Origin of the sequence: Peribacillus phoenicis (assembly GCF_047238085.1) — a bacterium.
In the GTDB taxonomy this organism is placed as follows: Bacteria; Bacillota; Bacilli; order Bacillales; family DSM-1321; genus Peribacillus.
In genome coordinates, this window is the sequence record NZ_JBDFMF010000001.1 from 3,943,983 (window position 1) to 3,959,062 (window position 15,080).

Annotated in this window: 11 protein-coding genes; 5 read left to right on the forward strand and 6 right to left on the reverse strand. The window is 40.9% G+C overall.

Annotated elements, in window-relative coordinates; translation table 11 throughout:
* Nucleotides 1-34 precede the first annotated feature (34 nt).
* From garD to kdgD, 5 genes are all read right to left on the reverse strand, one after another.
* A complete protein-coding gene (garD, locus tag ABC374_RS19360) occupies nt 35-1,570 on the reverse strand; it encodes a galactarate dehydratase (protein WP_413019461.1) in 1,536 nt (511 codons plus the stop codon).
* A gap of 144 nt (nt 1,571-1,714) precedes the next feature.
* Nucleotides 1,715-3,034 carry an MFS transporter gene (locus ABC374_RS19365; protein ID WP_350299928.1) on the reverse strand — a complete coding sequence of 440 codons (1,320 nt, stop codon included), beginning with the start codon at nt 3,032-3,034 and terminating at the stop codon, nt 1,715-1,717.
* Nucleotides 3,035-3,246: 212 nt separating this feature from the next.
* The gene (locus ABC374_RS19370) at nt 3,247-4,596 is read right to left on the reverse strand and encodes a glucarate dehydratase family protein (RefSeq protein ID WP_413019462.1); all 1,350 of its coding nucleotides are present in this window, start codon (nt 4,594-4,596) and stop codon (nt 3,247-3,249) included.
* An 88-nt stretch (nt 4,597-4,684) separates the two neighbouring features.
* Nucleotides 4,685-6,148 carry an alpha-ketoglutaric semialdehyde dehydrogenase GucD gene (gene gucD / locus ABC374_RS19375; protein ID WP_413019463.1) on the reverse strand — a complete coding sequence of 488 codons (1,464 nt, stop codon included), beginning with the start codon at nt 6,146-6,148 and terminating at the stop codon, nt 4,685-4,687.
* 18 nt (nt 6,149-6,166) lie between these two features.
* Complete coding sequence (gene kdgD, locus ABC374_RS19380; RefSeq protein ID WP_413019464.1) at nt 6,167-7,099, reverse strand: 5-dehydro-4-deoxyglucarate dehydratase; 933 nt, start codon at nt 7,097-7,099, stop codon at nt 6,167-6,169.
* A 319-nt stretch (nt 7,100-7,418) separates the two neighbouring features.
* Between kdgD and ABC374_RS19385 the strand changes: the two genes are divergently transcribed.
* The 3 genes from ABC374_RS19385 to ABC374_RS19395 all read left to right on the forward strand — a co-directional run bounded on the left by ABC374_RS19385 (nt 7,419) and on the right by ABC374_RS19395 (nt 11,022).
* Nucleotides 7,419-8,780 carry an MFS transporter gene (locus ABC374_RS19385; RefSeq protein ID WP_413019465.1) on the forward strand — a complete coding sequence of 454 codons (1,362 nt, stop codon included), beginning with the start codon at nt 7,419-7,421 and terminating at the stop codon, nt 8,778-8,780.
* A 31-nt stretch (nt 8,781-8,811) separates the two neighbouring features.
* Nucleotides 8,812-10,170: a glucarate dehydratase gene (gene gudD / locus ABC374_RS19390; protein ID WP_350299933.1), complete on the forward strand. Its 1,359-nt coding sequence runs from the start codon at nt 8,812-8,814 to the stop codon at nt 10,168-10,170.
* Nucleotides 10,171-10,320: 150 nt separating this feature from the next.
* Nucleotides 10,321-11,022, forward strand: a complete 702-nt coding sequence (locus ABC374_RS19395) for a FadR/GntR family transcriptional regulator (protein ID WP_063232459.1) — start codon at nt 10,321-10,323, stop codon at nt 11,020-11,022.
* Nucleotides 11,023-11,412: 390 nt separating this feature from the next.
* On the opposite strand, the gene ABC374_RS19400 is transcribed toward ABC374_RS19395, so the two are convergent.
* Nucleotides 11,413-12,171 carry an SDR family oxidoreductase gene (locus ABC374_RS19400; RefSeq protein WP_350299934.1) on the reverse strand — a complete coding sequence of 253 codons (759 nt, stop codon included), beginning with the start codon at nt 12,169-12,171 and terminating at the stop codon, nt 11,413-11,415.
* Between the two features lie 190 nt (nt 12,172-12,361).
* Here ABC374_RS19400 and ABC374_RS19405 point away from each other — a divergent pair, with 190 nt between their 5' ends.
* Complete coding sequence (locus tag ABC374_RS19405) at nt 12,362-12,976, forward strand: TetR/AcrR family transcriptional regulator (RefSeq protein ID WP_413019466.1); 615 nt, start codon at nt 12,362-12,364, stop codon at nt 12,974-12,976.
* A gap of 681 nt (nt 12,977-13,657) precedes the next feature.
* Entirely contained in the window at nt 13,658-14,866 is a 1,209-nt protein-coding gene (locus ABC374_RS19410; protein WP_413019467.1) for a glycosyltransferase family 2 protein, read from the forward strand.
* The last annotated feature ends 214 nt before the right edge of the window (nt 14,867-15,080 follow it).

Below are 15,080 nucleotides of genomic sequence, written 5' to 3' on the forward strand. Positions count from 1 at the left end.
CCCTATAAAAGGAAGTCCGTCAAGTGAATCATTATTAGGTAATTGGTGCAGGATTGAACAGTGCCAAATCATTATGCAGACCCCAATGCTCTGCCCAGGTTTTCTTTTTACCACTGGCCACTTCCAGAATAAGGTGAAATATTTCCCACCCAACTTCCTCTATGGTTGCTTCACCAGTAGCGATGGTTCCAGCATTTATATCGATCAGATCTTTCCATTGCTCTGTCAGTGTATTTCGTGTAGATACTTTGATGACGGAAGCCATTGCGAGATTATAAGGTGTGCCTCTTCCAGTTGAAAAAACTTGAAGGTGCATGCCGGAAGCGAGCTGAAGCGTTCCGCAAACAAAGTCACTAGCTGGTGTAGCGGCAAAAATCAGCCCTTTTTCCGCTGCTTTTTCACCTGGAGCCAGTACGCCTGAAATGGGGCTGCTTCCGGATTTGGCAATGGAGCCTAATGATTTTTCCACTACATTGGCCAATCCGCCCTTTTTGTTTCCAGGCGACGGATTGGCACTTCGATCGGCATCACCCAATGCAAGATAGTTATCATACCAATCCATTTCCTTTATTAAAGCTCTCCCCACTTCTTCATTCACTGCACGAGGCGTTAATAGATGAATCGCATCCCGTACTTCTGTTACTTCAGAGAATAGAACGGTTGCCCCTGCCCTGACTAACAGATCTGTAGCATATCCTACGGCAGGGTTAGCTGTGACACCAGAGAATGCATCACTTCCACCGCACTGCGTGCCGATGACTAATTCGGAAACCGGAAATGTCTCCCGCTGCCGGCGGTTCAACTTGATTAAACGTTCCTCTGCCATTTCCATAATGGATTGGACCATACCCGCAAATCCCTGCTGATCCTGAAGTGAAATGATATCTGAATCGTCCCCGCTTGGATTTATTCTCATTGGAGATAGTTTTTCACACCCCAGTCCAACTACCAAGGCTTCCCCGCCGAAATTCGGGTGTTTCGCGAGGTTCTGTATCGTGCGAATGGGAATGACCGCTTCTGGTGCATTGATAGCGACTCCGCATCCATAATTGTGATTTATGGCGAAAACATCATCAACATTGGGATACTTCGGGAGAAGCTCTTTTTTTATCCGGTTCACGACGAAATCCAGCACGCCCACTACACATTGAACGCTAGTTGTAATGCCCAATATATTCTTGGTTCCAACACTGCCATCTTCATTGCGGAATCCTTGAAATGTATATCCTTCAAGCGGGGGTAAAGTTTTCGGAATATCATTTGCTACCGGCAATTCCTTTAAATCCGGAGAAGACGGAAGTATCACCAGTGATTCGTCAATCCAACAGCCCTTACTGATTGATTCTGCCGCATAACCGATAACTTCCCCATAGCGTATGATGGCTTCATTCTGGACTATATCCATTAAAGCCACTTTGTGGCCTTGTGGCACTCTTTCTTTCAATTCAAGCCCACACGGGAAAACGGTTCCTTGATCCAAGCCCCCCGTATTAACCACGATGGCGACATTGTCGATCCCATTCACCTTAATATAAAGCGGTACCTCCGTCAGTTGCGTTTTCGTATCCACTTTACCACCCCTTTCAATATAATTAAGCTAGCATGCTTGTCTGATATAAAGATTGCTTTTCCAATGGCTTCAATTATATTCCTCATGCTTTTAGGGAACTTCGTTACAACTTTAAACATACGTATTTTATTTTCTTTTCTTCTGTTAATTTTTGTCTATTAATACGATTCTTTCAGGTTTATTTACTATGAAAATGTAGGATAGAGCACCTATGAACAATACACTGGCAACAAAGATCAGGGCACCGCTAAAGGAATTTGTTTTGGCTAAAATAAAGCCAATGACAAGCGGCGTTACAATACCCGCGATATTCCCAATGGTATTAAAAATACCCCCAGTTAATCCAATAAGTTCTTTTGGAGCCATATCACCGACAAGAGACCATGTAAGACCTGCCAAACCTTTTGCGAAAAAGGCAATGGACATGATTAGGATAAGAAGAAAAATATTTGAAGTGAAGTTAGCTAAAACGATACTGCTGGATAAAAGAAACCCAGTGATAATCGGTGTTTTACGTGCAACAGCGAGCGATTTCCCCTTTTTCAATAATATGTCGGAAATGATCCCGCCAACGATACCTCCAAAAAATGCTCCTATATAAGGTACCGATGCAGCAAATCCTGTTTGAATTAGAGATAAACCCTTCTCCGTTACGAGATATGTAGGGAACCAAGTTAAGAAAAACCAAACAATTGTATTCAACGCATACTGACCAATATAAATTCCGACCATTTGTCTGTTTGTCAACAAAAGCCGGATATCAGACCAGTTCACTTTTCTTTTTTCTTCTTTATTTGCTAACCCTCCACCTGAATTAATATAATCGATTTCTGCTTGATTTACACGTGGATGGTTGTATGGTTCACGTACAAATGCAAACCATAATATTGCTACAAAGATACCTGCTCCTCCTGCAACAAAGAAAACATCGTGCCAGCCAAACTCTTGTAAAATCCATGCCATGACCGGTGTGAAAAGTGCTAATCCAAAATATTGTGCTGAGTTATAAATCGATACTGCTCGTCCACGTTCATGTTGTGGAAACCACATCGTTGTCAATCTGCTATTTCCTGGAAAAGATGGAGCTTCAGTAATACCAACCAAGAATCTTAAAATGAATAAACCAAGTAAGGTACTAATAAATCCTTGAAAAAAGGTAAATGTGGACCATAATAATAAAGCAACACCATAAACTTTACGTGCTCCAAATCTATCTAATAACCAACCTCCAGGAATGTTAAATGCAGTATATGCCCAGTTAAAGGCTGAAAAAGCAACACCTAATTTCACTGCATCGAAAGCAAGGTCTTCTTTCATTACTGGAGCAGCTATACCCAACGCAGAACGATCAATATAATTAATAACGGTCACGATAAATAACATTGCAAGTATGGTAAAACGCACATTGGTTTTTTTAGGATGTTCATTCTCATTGCGGATGCGTTGAGCAACGCTACTGTTCATTAAGCTTCCTCCTTTATCTCTTAATTTTTCAGAGAAATACGGTTTCTATTTAATACCTTTTTTTGTTATTGAATTGTGAATTTAATAAAGTAAGGGCTTACAATTAATTTTTTTTTGGCAACTACCATGAGTAGAATATTAATAATTTCATCTTTACTAGATTGAGATATTAATTTTACTCATGGTAATTACCCATTCATTTAATCCGAAGTTTATCTCACCATACATGGTTTTTTAGAGTTATATTTCCACTCTTTAATTAGACATTGCATAGAAGTTGAATCATCACGATCATGATAAGGCAGACTTCTATACAATTCATTTGCTTTCATAACTTTGTCCATATTTATTTCCACACCTAAACCTGGTTTATCAGGTAGTTTAATTACTCCATCTATAATTTGTAATGGATCATCACATAATTCTTGGCCATCTTGCCAAATATAGTGCGTATCGATTGGTGAAATATTCCCTGGCGCAGCAGCTGCTACTTGTGTAAATGCTGCTAATGTAATATCAAAGTGATTATTGGAATGCGACCCCCATGTTAAGCCCCAATCGTTTAATACATGTGCCATACGGATACTACCATTCAATGTCCAGAAATGAGGGTCAGCTAACACAATATCGACCGCTCTAAGTGTTGCTGCATGATGAAATTGACGCCAATTTGTAGCAATCATATTTGTAGCAACAGGTAATCCGGTTGCAATCTTAAATTCAGCCATTATTTCACGGCTAGAGAATCCCGCTTCAGGACCACACGGATCTTCAATATATGCAAGTATATCTCCTTTACCTTTGCAAAGCATAATGGCTTCTTCCAATGACCATGCTCCATTTGGATCAAGATTAATTCTTGAATCAGGGAATGCTTCATGTAAAGCTTGAATCGCTTCCATTTCTTCTTCCCCTCGAAGTACTCCACCTTTTAATTTGAAACTCTTAAATCCATAACGAGCTTCAGCTGCTTTTGCTTGAGCTACAATTCCTTCAGCTGTTAACGTTTCAATTCGTCTAACACGATCCCAATCATCCTTAAATTGTGTTTCACGTAAATAATTAAGATCGAGTTTTTCCATATCTGCGATATAGAATAAATAGCCTAAGAAAGGAACTTCTGTACGTTGAATACCTCCATCGCCAAGCAATGCTGCAATTGGTTTATTAACAAATTTACCAAGCAAGTCCATCATCGCGCATTCAACAGCAGCCTCTGCTTGCACAACAAATTTTAAATTGGCTAAATTTAATCCTTGCAACCCTTCACCAGAGTCACCTTTTATACTCAAACCACCTTTACGTATGGCAGTAATACAACCTCTATAATCGGCAATCTCTTGTCCTACAACAAATGGACGATAACTTTCTATCATTCTAGTAATATCATCGCCGCCATGAATCTCACCGATACCTGTATTCCCCGTTTCATCTTCTAAAATAACAATATTACGAGTAAAATAAGGAGCATGACAGCCACTTAATGTGAGCAGGGCACTATCATACCCTGCTACTGGAATAACCTTCATATCTGTAATAATTGGCGATCCCTGCAATTTCATTATTTAACTTCCTTCCAGATTTATTAACTTCATAAGTTCTTTAATCATTAATTCGAAAGCGTTATCTATTGATCGCATTTACTTTATATTATTTTACAAACACCGTTTTAATGGATGTGAAAAACTCTTTTGCTGCTTCTCCTTGTTCCCTTGAGTGGGAGCTGGAGTTTTTCATGCCGCCAAACGGCGCCTGCAATTCAACGCCTGCGCTCTCGGCGTTAACCCTGATCAATCCCGCTTCCATATCGTTAACAAATGAAAGCAAATGTTTGATATTGGCTGTGAAAATCGAAGCACTAAGGCCGTATTCCACGCTGTTCGCAAGTTGCAGAGCCTCTTCAACTGAATCAGCTTTCAATAAAGCAATCACCGGACCAAAAATTTCTTCCTGTACAATTGTCATATCTGACGTGCAATTATCAAAAATCGTAGGCTCTACATAAAAGCCATTTGCCTGAGGGCCTTCTTCAGCACGCTTTCCGCCAATCAGAAGTGCAGCGCCTTCTTCCACTCCTTTTTCTATATAGGAAAGAACCGTATTCAATTGATTTTCGCTAGCACATGGTCCCATCCATGTCCCACTGTCCAATCCATCTCCGATGGAAATGCCTTTCGTTTCTTTCACCAACAGCTGTTTGAACTCTTCATAAACTTCAGCTGCAACGATGACACGGCTTGTCGCGGTACATTTTTGCCCCGTTGAACGGAAGGCACCTGTAATGACGGCTTCTACAGCCAGATTAAGATCCGCATCCGCTGCAACGATTACCGGGTTTTTCCCGCCCATTTCAAGCTGATATTTCGCTCCTCGTGCTAACGCCGCTTGTCCAATCCTTTTTCCAACGCCGTTCGAGCCGGTGAAGGTAATGCCGTTTACATCTTCATGATCGGCGATGCCCTGCCCGATGACACTGCCCGGCCCTGTGACCATATTGATTACACCCGCCGGTAAACCGGCTTCTTCAAAACACTCCATGATCTTTGCACAGGTGATGGCCGTCTCGGTGGCTGGCTTGACCACAATCGTATTCCCATATACTAGAGCAGGAGCCATCTTCCAGATTGGGATGGCGATCGGGAAATTCCAAGGTGTGATGACGCCGACTACACCAAGCGGGACGCGCGTCGTGAACATAAGCGCTGAACTGTCGGTGGATGGAATGACATCCCCCACCTTACGCATTCCTTCTCCTGCATAGTATTTCAGGATCGCAATACCGCGTGCCGTTTCCCCTTTTGTTTCAGCAAATGTCTTTCCCATTTCCCTTGTTGCACATTCTGCAATTTCATCAATCCGCTTTTCAAGAATTTGCGCTACCTTATACAGATACTCCCCGCGCTCTGAACCAGCTAGTTTACGCCATTTATCTTTCGCCTTTTTCGCAGCTTCCACAGCCAGGTTCAAGTCATCCTTGGTAGATTTTTGTACATATCCGACGATTGCCTGTTTATCTGCCGGGTTTAAACTTTTTTCAACTTCATTTGAAATGGAAGCAACCCATTCACCGTTAATATAGTTAAGATACGTTTTTGTTTGAACTGTAGTTATCATATATAATCCCCACCCTTATTAAATTGATTGAATTGGTGTTTCTTTTGGAAAACGATTTAAAGCATTCTCTAATATCGTTTGCATCTCTGCATAATGTTCTTTTTCCACCGGTAGAATTGGTAATCTGACTGTTTGCCCAACCGGCATTCCCATAATCTCCATACCTGCTTTAATGAGAGAAACGGCATATCCTTTTCGCTGACGGCGAATGTTGTTGATTGGTATGATGACCTGCTGGTAAATTTCATTGACCGTTTCTTGATCTCCGCTCAAAATGCCATTATAGAATTTTCGTGAGATATGCGGGATGTAATTGGAAATCGCCGATGAATAGGAATCAAAGCCAAGTGGAACGTAGGCCGACATGGTAACTTCCGCAAGCGGCATTCCGTTCAGCCAGCCGAAACGTTTTCCGAAGGTTTGTGTAAGGAGTCCATTCAGCTCCATATTGCCCAGACCGTCTTTGACGCCGACCACCTGCGGGACCTCAGCAAGCGCTTCCAAAGTTGAAAGTGAAAATGCTACATTATCACGCTGATATACGATGGAATTTAAGTTTGTACTCTCTGCGATGGCTTGGAAATAAGCCGCCAGACCTGCCTGTTCTCCAGTAACGAGATATGGAGGTAATATTAAATAACCATCTGCCCCTTTATCCGCAGATATTCTGGCAAGTTCGAGGGAAGTTTGAATATTCCCGCCTACCCCTGTATATACAGGTACTTTTCCAGCGGTGACTGATACGGCTACCTCAACCATCGCTTCATATTCCTCTTTACTTAACGATGGATATTCCGCTGCTGCACATGCCACGAAAATTGCCTCTAGTCCCTCATCTAATAAAAATTGGATATTTTGGGCGAGTGCTTGTTCATCAAGCTTATTACTCGTTGTGAATGGTGCCACGGGAAATCCGAGAATTCCTTTAGGTGCCTTGCGAATCTTATTCATTTTTATTCCCCCTTGTGTATTATTGTTTTATTGTAAGACAAATACACCGTCTGGTCAATCGTATTTTTTTTATTTTCTGAAAAATGAAGCAGGACTTCATCCCTCCATAATTTCGCTTCTAATATATACAAAAAAACACGATAATGAAGGAGCTAAAATGAAAAAACTTCTAAGAAAAAAAGCCATTGACAAACAATTTTATTTGTCTTACCATTGGACAAAACTAAATATTAAGAATTTTCACGAAGGAGGAAACAGTTAACATTGTAAGCGGTATCAAATAAAAAATATAATTAAATACGATGAAGGAAGTGAGTATATGAACGCTGAAGAAAAAGTTTTTCAACCATCTCCTAAACTGCCAAGTGCCCAGAAAAAAACACGCACACGATGGTTTATTGTCTTTATGCTCTTTTTGGTTACAGCCCTGAATTATGCGGATCGTGCGACGCTATCCATTGCGGGGACGGACATGTCTGGTCAGCTTGGTCTCGATTCAGTCATGATGGGATATGTTTTCTCCGCTTTCGCTTGGTCTTATGTAGCTGGACAAATTCCAGGCGGATGGCTTTTAGACCGTTTTGGCTCGAAAAAAGTTTACTTTTGGAGTATCACGTTATGGTCTACCTTTACGCTTTTACAAGGGTTTCTCGGTTTTTTCGGTTCTGCGGGAACGGCTGTCATGGTATTGTTCGGACTGCGTTTTTTAGTTGGATTGGCAGAGGCCCCTTCCTTTCCGGCCAACAGCCGCATCGTTGCTACCTGGTTCCCAAGCCATGAACGCGGAACCGCGGCTGCCACTTTCAATTCCGCCCAGTATTTTGCAACCGTTCTCTTTGCACCGATCATGGGTTACATTACGTATAAATTCGGTTGGGAATACGTCTTCTTCTTTATGGGTGCTTTAGGAATCGTCGTTGCTTTCATCTGGCTGAAAACGATTTATGGCCCAAAGGAACATCCTCGCATCAACAAAGCCGAGCTTGAATATATCGAAGCCGGCGGCGCTTTGATCAATATGGATCAAACCAGTACAAATAAGGAGGAAAAGAAAGGCGTCAACTGGAATCATATTAAGCAGCTTTTATCAAACCGCATGCTGTTAGGTGTTTATCTCGGACAATATTGCATTACGACGTTAACTTACTTTTTCCTGACATGGTTTCCTGTGTACCTTGTACAAGAAAGGGGCATGACCATTCTTGAAGTTGGATTCGTCGCTTCCCTTCCGGCCATTTGTGGATTTTTTGGCGGCATTCTGGGAGGAACATTCTCGGATTTCTTATTACGGAAGGGATTCTCATTGACTGTCGCCCGAAAATTCCCAATTGTTGTTGGGATGATTCTATCGATGAGCTTAGTAGCAGCAAACTATGTAGATACGGAATGGGTTGTCATTTTCGTTATGGCCCTTGCGTTTTTCGGTAAAGGATTTGGGGCACTCGGCTGGGCGGTAGTGGCCGATACCTCACCCAAAGAAATGTCCGGTGTCAGCGGGGGGCTTTTCAACACATTCGGTAACATTGCCGGCATTACAACACCGATTATCATCGGTTATATCATTGCCACGACAGGGTCGTTCAATGGGGCGCTAGTCTTCGTATGTGCCAATGCTCTTGTCGCTATTTTAAGTTATTTATTCCTGGTTGGTGAAATTAAACGTGTAGAGTTAAAGTCATAGTCAACTAAATATTCTGGTAGGGGGAAAAATCATGAACAATCAATTACTTAAGGATAATGTAAAAATCGGCACACCGGTAATTTCTGAAATGAGCGTCATTCCAGTTGCGGGCCATGACGGCATGCTGCTGAACTTGAGTGGTGCCCATGCTCCTTATTTCACCCGGAACATCGTCATTCTAAAAGACAATGCTGGTAATACAGGTGTAGGTGAAGTTCCTGGGGGCGAAAAAATCCGCCAAACACTCGAAGATGCCAAACAATTGGTTGTCGGCCAGTCCATTGGGACATACAACAACATTCTAAATACCATCCGCAAGCAGTTTGCGGACCGCGATGCTGGAGGGCGCGGCCTTCAGACTTTCGATCTTCGTATTGCCATTCATGCCGTAACAGCATTGGAAGCTGCACTTCTTGATTTAGTTGGCCAACATTTAGGTGTTCCAGTCGCAGCCCTTCTCGGCGAAGGACAGCAGCGTGATAAAGTGGAAATGCTGGGCTACTTATTTTATGTAGGTGACCGAAATAAAACAGATCTTGGTTATTTAAGCGAACCGGAAGCGGAAGATGACTGGCTTCGCCTCCGTCATGAGGAAGCGCTGACACCCGAATCGATTGTCCGCTTGGCAGAAGCCGCCCACTCTCGCTATGGATTCAATGATTTTAAATTGAAAGGCGGGGTTTTGCGCGGGGAAGAAGAAATCGAAGCGGTGACGGCACTTGCGGAACGCTTCCCTGAAGCCAGGATCACCCTTGACCCAAATGGCGGCTGGCTGCTTGAGGATGCGATTAAACTTTGCCGGGATCAGCATCATGTTTTGGCTTATGCGGAAGATCCATGCGGAGCGGAAAATGGCTTTTCCGCCCGGGAAATCATGACGGAATTCAGGCGCGCAACGGGCCTTCCAACCGCTACGAATATGATTGCAACGGACTGGAGGCAAATGGGGCACTCCATTCAACTTCAATCCGTGGACATTCCTCTTGCCGATCCGCATTTTTGGACGATGCAGGGCTCCGTCCGTGTCGCTCAAATGTGTAACGACTGGGGATTGACTTGGGGATCACACTCGAATAATCACTTTGACATTTCACTTGCCATGTTTACACACGTTGCTGCAGCCGCACCAGGAAAAATCACTGCGATCGATACCCACTGGATTTGGCAGGATGGGCAGCGTTTGACGAAAGAACCTTTTAAAATTGTCGGCGGAATGGTCGATGTCCCTTCCAAACCCGGACTTGGAATTGAAGTGGATATGGAACAAATCGAGAAGGCACATCAGCTTTATAAACAAAAAGGACTTGGTGCCCGTGATGATTCAATGGCTATGCAATACCTGGTCTCCGGATGGAAGTTCAATCCAAAATCACCTTGCCTTGTTAGATGATTTTTTAAAGGAATGCATGCGTCACTCTCTTAAGAGCGGCGCATTTTACTTTTTTTGGACATAGGTCTACATGCAAATAAGTGTATTATATTATATAATTAGTCTTACAGTATGAATACATATAGGATTTAACAGAAAAGGGGTTACACAATGGAAGAATCGTCAAAGAAATTAGGCGTACAATCGGTACATCGCAACACTCTTTCACAACAAGTCGTGGATCAAATTGTGCATCTGCTCGTCAGCGGACAAATGAAAGCGGGCGACAAACTGCCTCCTGAAATGGAACTTATGAAAGAACTTGAAGTAAGCCGGCCTGTTTTACGTGAGGCGCTCAGTGCACTTGATACACTAGGGGTCATTACACGGAAAACGCGTGAAGGAACATTTTTTAACGATAAAATCGGTACACATCCATTCTCTGTCATGCTGGCGCTGGCTACGGATAATTTACCAGCGATCATCGAAGCGCGAATGGCATTGGAGTTGGGATTAGTAACAATGGCTGCCGAGAAGATCACAGACGAACAACTGGAAAAACTGCAAGTTACGATTGACACGATTGCCAATAGTGAAGACAACGATTATGGAGAGGCCGATAAAGAATTCCACAAGATCATTGCTTTAAGTGCGAACAATCCCATAATTGAAGGCATGATCGATTCCTTATTGATCACTCATAATAAAATAAATAGCCTGATTCAATTCAGAGAACGGGAACTGACTGTGAAGTATCATAAAGCCATCTATGCGGCACTTGCAGCACATGATCCACATGAAGCATTCAGCCAAATGTACAAGCACCTTGATTACGTCCGTCAGAAAGTCCTTCAATATTCTCACGCCAATTAATATATCGTTTGCGAGGTATCGCAGTAAACTAATGGATCACTCAATGATCCAATTTCATAGGGAAAGTGGATTTTTTCAGGGAACCTATTTTGCTTCCGAGATTTCAGAGTTCAACTTATCTTTTTAATCCAATTGATAGCATAATTCTTTTTGAGAAAAACTGGATAGTAGTGGAACTATCCAGCCCCCACTAATCCACTTTCGATTGAAATGACAATGTCAGGACTACCGAATGAAGTTGAAACGTCCTCTAGCAAATTGTCTGGCTAACCAAATTCCCCATCCAATGAACCTGCCAATGCCTCACTCAAAAAAATGCATCCCTGCTTACTGGCAGGAATGCATATATCAGTCACCAAGTACTTGACCATTCTCTATTTAATTTACGGCTTAATATGCACTCCAACCAGCATCTGCCGTGATGACAGTACCATTAACAAAACTGGAATCGTCTGAAGCAAGGAACAAAGCCACTTTAGCGATTTCCTCAGGTTTGCCATTGCGTGGATTGATCGCCATACCCAATTGTTGGCGAGAGAAGCCAAACTCATTGATATTCGTCATGCTGGAACCAATATTGGTTTCAACTCCGCCTGGTGCTATTGCATTGCAGCGAATCCCTTTATTGGCATACATGAAGCCCGTGTTTTTTGTGAACCCAACGACTGCGTGTTTAGAGGCAGTGTAAGCCGCACCAGCCCGAGCACCGTATAAACCGCCAGCTGAAGCAATATTGATGATAATCCCTTTTTGTTTTTCTAAAAAGATTGGCAACACCTTTCTAGTCGAACGCATGACGCTTGTCGTGTTAATGGCAAAAATCCGATCCCATCTAGAATCTTCAACGTCTCCAGCTGGTTCCATGCCGTCCATGATACCCGCGTTATTGACCAAAATATCCACCGTACCATACGTACTGACCGTGGTATCGATCATATGTTGAATATCTTCCTCCACCGCTACGTTCGTTTTAATGGCAAAGGCCATTCCGCCATTCGCTTTTATTTCTTCTACCGTTTCGTTCGCACCATCAAGATTTAAATCCGATACGACGACTTTAGCTCCTTCTCGAGCGTAATCTATAGCAATTTGTTTTCCCATGCCTGATGCTGCGCCTGTCACTACTGCAACTTTGTCTTGTAATTTCATTTGAACTCCCCCATTCATTCTAGTGAAGTGATACTTATTGCACAGATGTTCATTAACTAACTTCCTTTATAGTATAATTAGTTTCGGTAGGCTTATACAATCAGCAAATGATGACCTCGATGTTGAACAATGAACAGAAAGTGATCATTATGTTTATTAAAAGCACAATAACGAACAAAGGGTGAAGAAAATGACTGAAAATAACACTGGGATTGATAGAAGGATCAGGAAGTCTAAAATGGCTTTGAAAGAATCCCTCACATCATTAATGCAAAAAAAGGATTTCAGGGATATATCGATTACTGACATTGTAGAACTCGCCGACCTTAATCGGGGTACATTTTATAAACACTATCAGTATAAAGAGGAACTGCTTGAAGAGGTCATGGAGGATGTAATTGCCGATTTGATCATATCTTACCGGGAACCTTATAAGAACGTCGAAACTTTCACCATCAATGAACTAACGGCTTCAGTCATCAAAATATTTGAACATGTAGCTAACTATGCAAACATTTATACCCTCATCCTAAAGTCGAATGCATGGCCTACGTTACTGGAACGGATTTGTAATGAGTTAAAGAAACTTCCATTGGAGGACCTGGAAGATTACCGTCCGAACCCTAAGATCAATATTGAACTTGCCTCCAGTTACCAAGCATATGCGATATTAGGCATGATCATCGAATGGGTCAACACTGGCTTTAAATATAGCGCTGACTATATGGCTGAACAGTTGCTTGAAATCCTGAATAATAAATCGGTAAATTCCGTCTTTAAAATAAACCATTTAAAGCAGAAATAAGAGGGCTGCATCGGCAACCCTCGAAAATCATATGAAGAAAAACCTCTTATTGAATTTAATAAATATGAAAATCTACATTTTCTTCACTTGAACGAAGATTACTTTAAAATCAACGTGACATTTGTATTATCAAGAATAATATCTTTTATCCAATCGAATATAGTTGAACCTTTGTTCATTTTAGCATCCTTTACTTTTTGAATTAATTTTTCTTCATTACCTGTATGGCTATGACATCTCTTTTGAGTTTGAGGATTGTTCCCCCGTACCCCAAACTTTAGATTTGGTGAATTTCTCCAAGTAATTATATATACTTCATCAACTACTATTTCACAAAAACCAACTAATAAATATCATTAAGAGCATCGAGATTGCCTTTCCAATCGTATTGTCCAGAGGTTAAAAAATTAACAGAGCCCATTAAAATTGGAAAAATTTCCACCATCCAGAACAAAAACCTTGTTAAATTCACTCACCTCGAACTCCGTTAAATCGCGCCTTTTTTCTTTTCCTCTTGCCTGGAGTAAATAAAAAAAATTATCTAATAGGTGAATGTCTTATTTTTTAGTATAAACAATAGTTTAATTTATTTTATTATCGATAAGTATAGATAACAGCCTACGCTGTATGAATGTATGTTGAATAGTCTATATGAAAGTAAATTTGAATTGGAGGGATAATATGAATGATATAGGAGTAGTAATGCCTGTTTATAATCAAGTTCCGTCATATCTAATAACAGCCATTCAATCCATTCTTAACCAAAGTTATTCCCACTTTCAATTGGTTATAGTTATTGATGGGGCATCAACGGAAACTGTCACAATAGTTGAACAAGAAACTAAAGAAGACAAGAGAGTTAAAATTATTTATAAAGAAAAAAATGAAGGAGTTTCTAAGGCATTAAATACTGGGTTCGATTATCTAATGAATTTTTCTGACATAAAGTATTTTACTTGGGTATCAAGTGATAATATTTATTACGATGTATTTTTAGAGGAACTTAGAAAAGTGTTGCATGAAGGACCGCCTAACTTAGGACTGGTTTATAGCAGTTTCCGTCATGTTGATGAGGACGGAATGCTAACAAAAGGCCACCCTATTTTTGAAGATTTTCACAAATTCCAGGACCAACCAAAGGAGAAGCTTCTCGATGTGTGTTTAATAGGTGTTTCTTTTATGTACAAGAAGTATTTTGCTCAACAATTAGATGGATATGTAATGGAACCTATAGAAGATTATGAATACTGGTTAAGGTTAACGGAAATATGCGAAGTAAAATACATTCCTCTTGAATTGATGGATTATCGTGTAGACTCCCCTAAAAGTATTTCATCACAATTAAAAAGTTCTATAAAACAGCATAGGAGATGGAGATATGCATTTAATTTGGCAAGACAACAAGCGCGAAATAGACGCAACATCCCCTTTGAGCTTACAATTTTATTTCCTGTAAAAGAAGGTTCCGCGGAAACAATAAAAAAGCTAGAGGAATTGTATGACCAATCCTTCAGTAATTTTAAAGTATTGGTTTTGGATATTTCCCCCAATAGTATTGCGATCCCGAAACTTAATCAAATTTCTGATCCTAGATGCGCATTTTTAAAATTACCAAACATGGAAGAAATAGAAGCTATAAAATTGGGTGTGAAAGCAGCAGATACCACATACACCATCCTTTTAGGAAAGGGAGTCTTTCCTTCATCAGTAAGTGTTTTATATAACCTTATAACTTTTCATCAACAATTGGAAGATCGATTTCCTGGTCATTCAGCATTTGATAATGATGGGGGAGCAGTTAGTTATCGTAAAGATTGTTCATTAGATGAACCTACGTTTGGGCAAGTTTATAAGACTGTCACATTATTAAAAGCTTTGAATAACCATTAGGCATTTGAATTATACTTCTTGAAAAAAGATCAGCAAATATTTAGCTGATCTTTTTTATTCTTAGTATCACAATTATTTAAGAATACAACTTTTCGTCAAATTCTAACTTCCAAGAACCAATTTTTCCAGAACGTAATTCGTGCACAAACATGGCTAACTCGCTAAAATTAAATGACGCTCTTTAAAAGTACCTATTAATTCGTCCTTCAACCGT

Excerpts from the sequence above, each read along its gene's own strand:
- ABC374_RS19410 (WP_413019467.1), top strand. The coding sequence starts at position 13,658 with ATGAATGATATAGGAGTAGTAATGCCTGTTTATAATCAAGTTCCGTCA.
- gucD (WP_413019463.1), bottom strand. The coding sequence starts at position 6,148 with ATGATAACTACAGTTCAAACAAAAACGTATCTTAACTATATTAACGGT.
- kdgD (WP_413019464.1), bottom strand. The coding sequence starts at position 7,099 with ATGAATAAGATTCGCAAGGCACCTAAAGGAATTCTCGGATTTCCCGTG.
- gudD (WP_350299933.1), top strand. The coding sequence starts at position 8,812 with ATGAACAATCAATTACTTAAGGATAATGTAAAAATCGGCACACCGGTA.
- ABC374_RS19365 (WP_350299928.1), bottom strand. The coding sequence starts at position 3,034 with ATGAACAGTAGCGTTGCTCAACGCATCCGCAATGAGAATGAACATCCT.
- ABC374_RS19400 (WP_350299934.1), bottom strand. The coding sequence starts at position 12,171 with ATGAAATTACAAGACAAAGTTGCAGTAGTGACAGGCGCAGCATCAGGC.
- ABC374_RS19405 (WP_413019466.1), top strand. The coding sequence starts at position 12,362 with ATGACTGAAAATAACACTGGGATTGATAGAAGGATCAGGAAGTCTAAA.
- ABC374_RS19370 (WP_413019462.1), bottom strand. The coding sequence starts at position 4,596 with ATGAAATTGCAGGGATCGCCAATTATTACAGATATGAAGGTTATTCCA.
- ABC374_RS19385 (WP_413019465.1), top strand. The coding sequence starts at position 7,419 with ATGAACGCTGAAGAAAAAGTTTTTCAACCATCTCCTAAACTGCCAAGT.
- ABC374_RS19395 (WP_063232459.1), top strand. The coding sequence starts at position 10,321 with ATGGAAGAATCGTCAAAGAAATTAGGCGTACAATCGGTACATCGCAAC.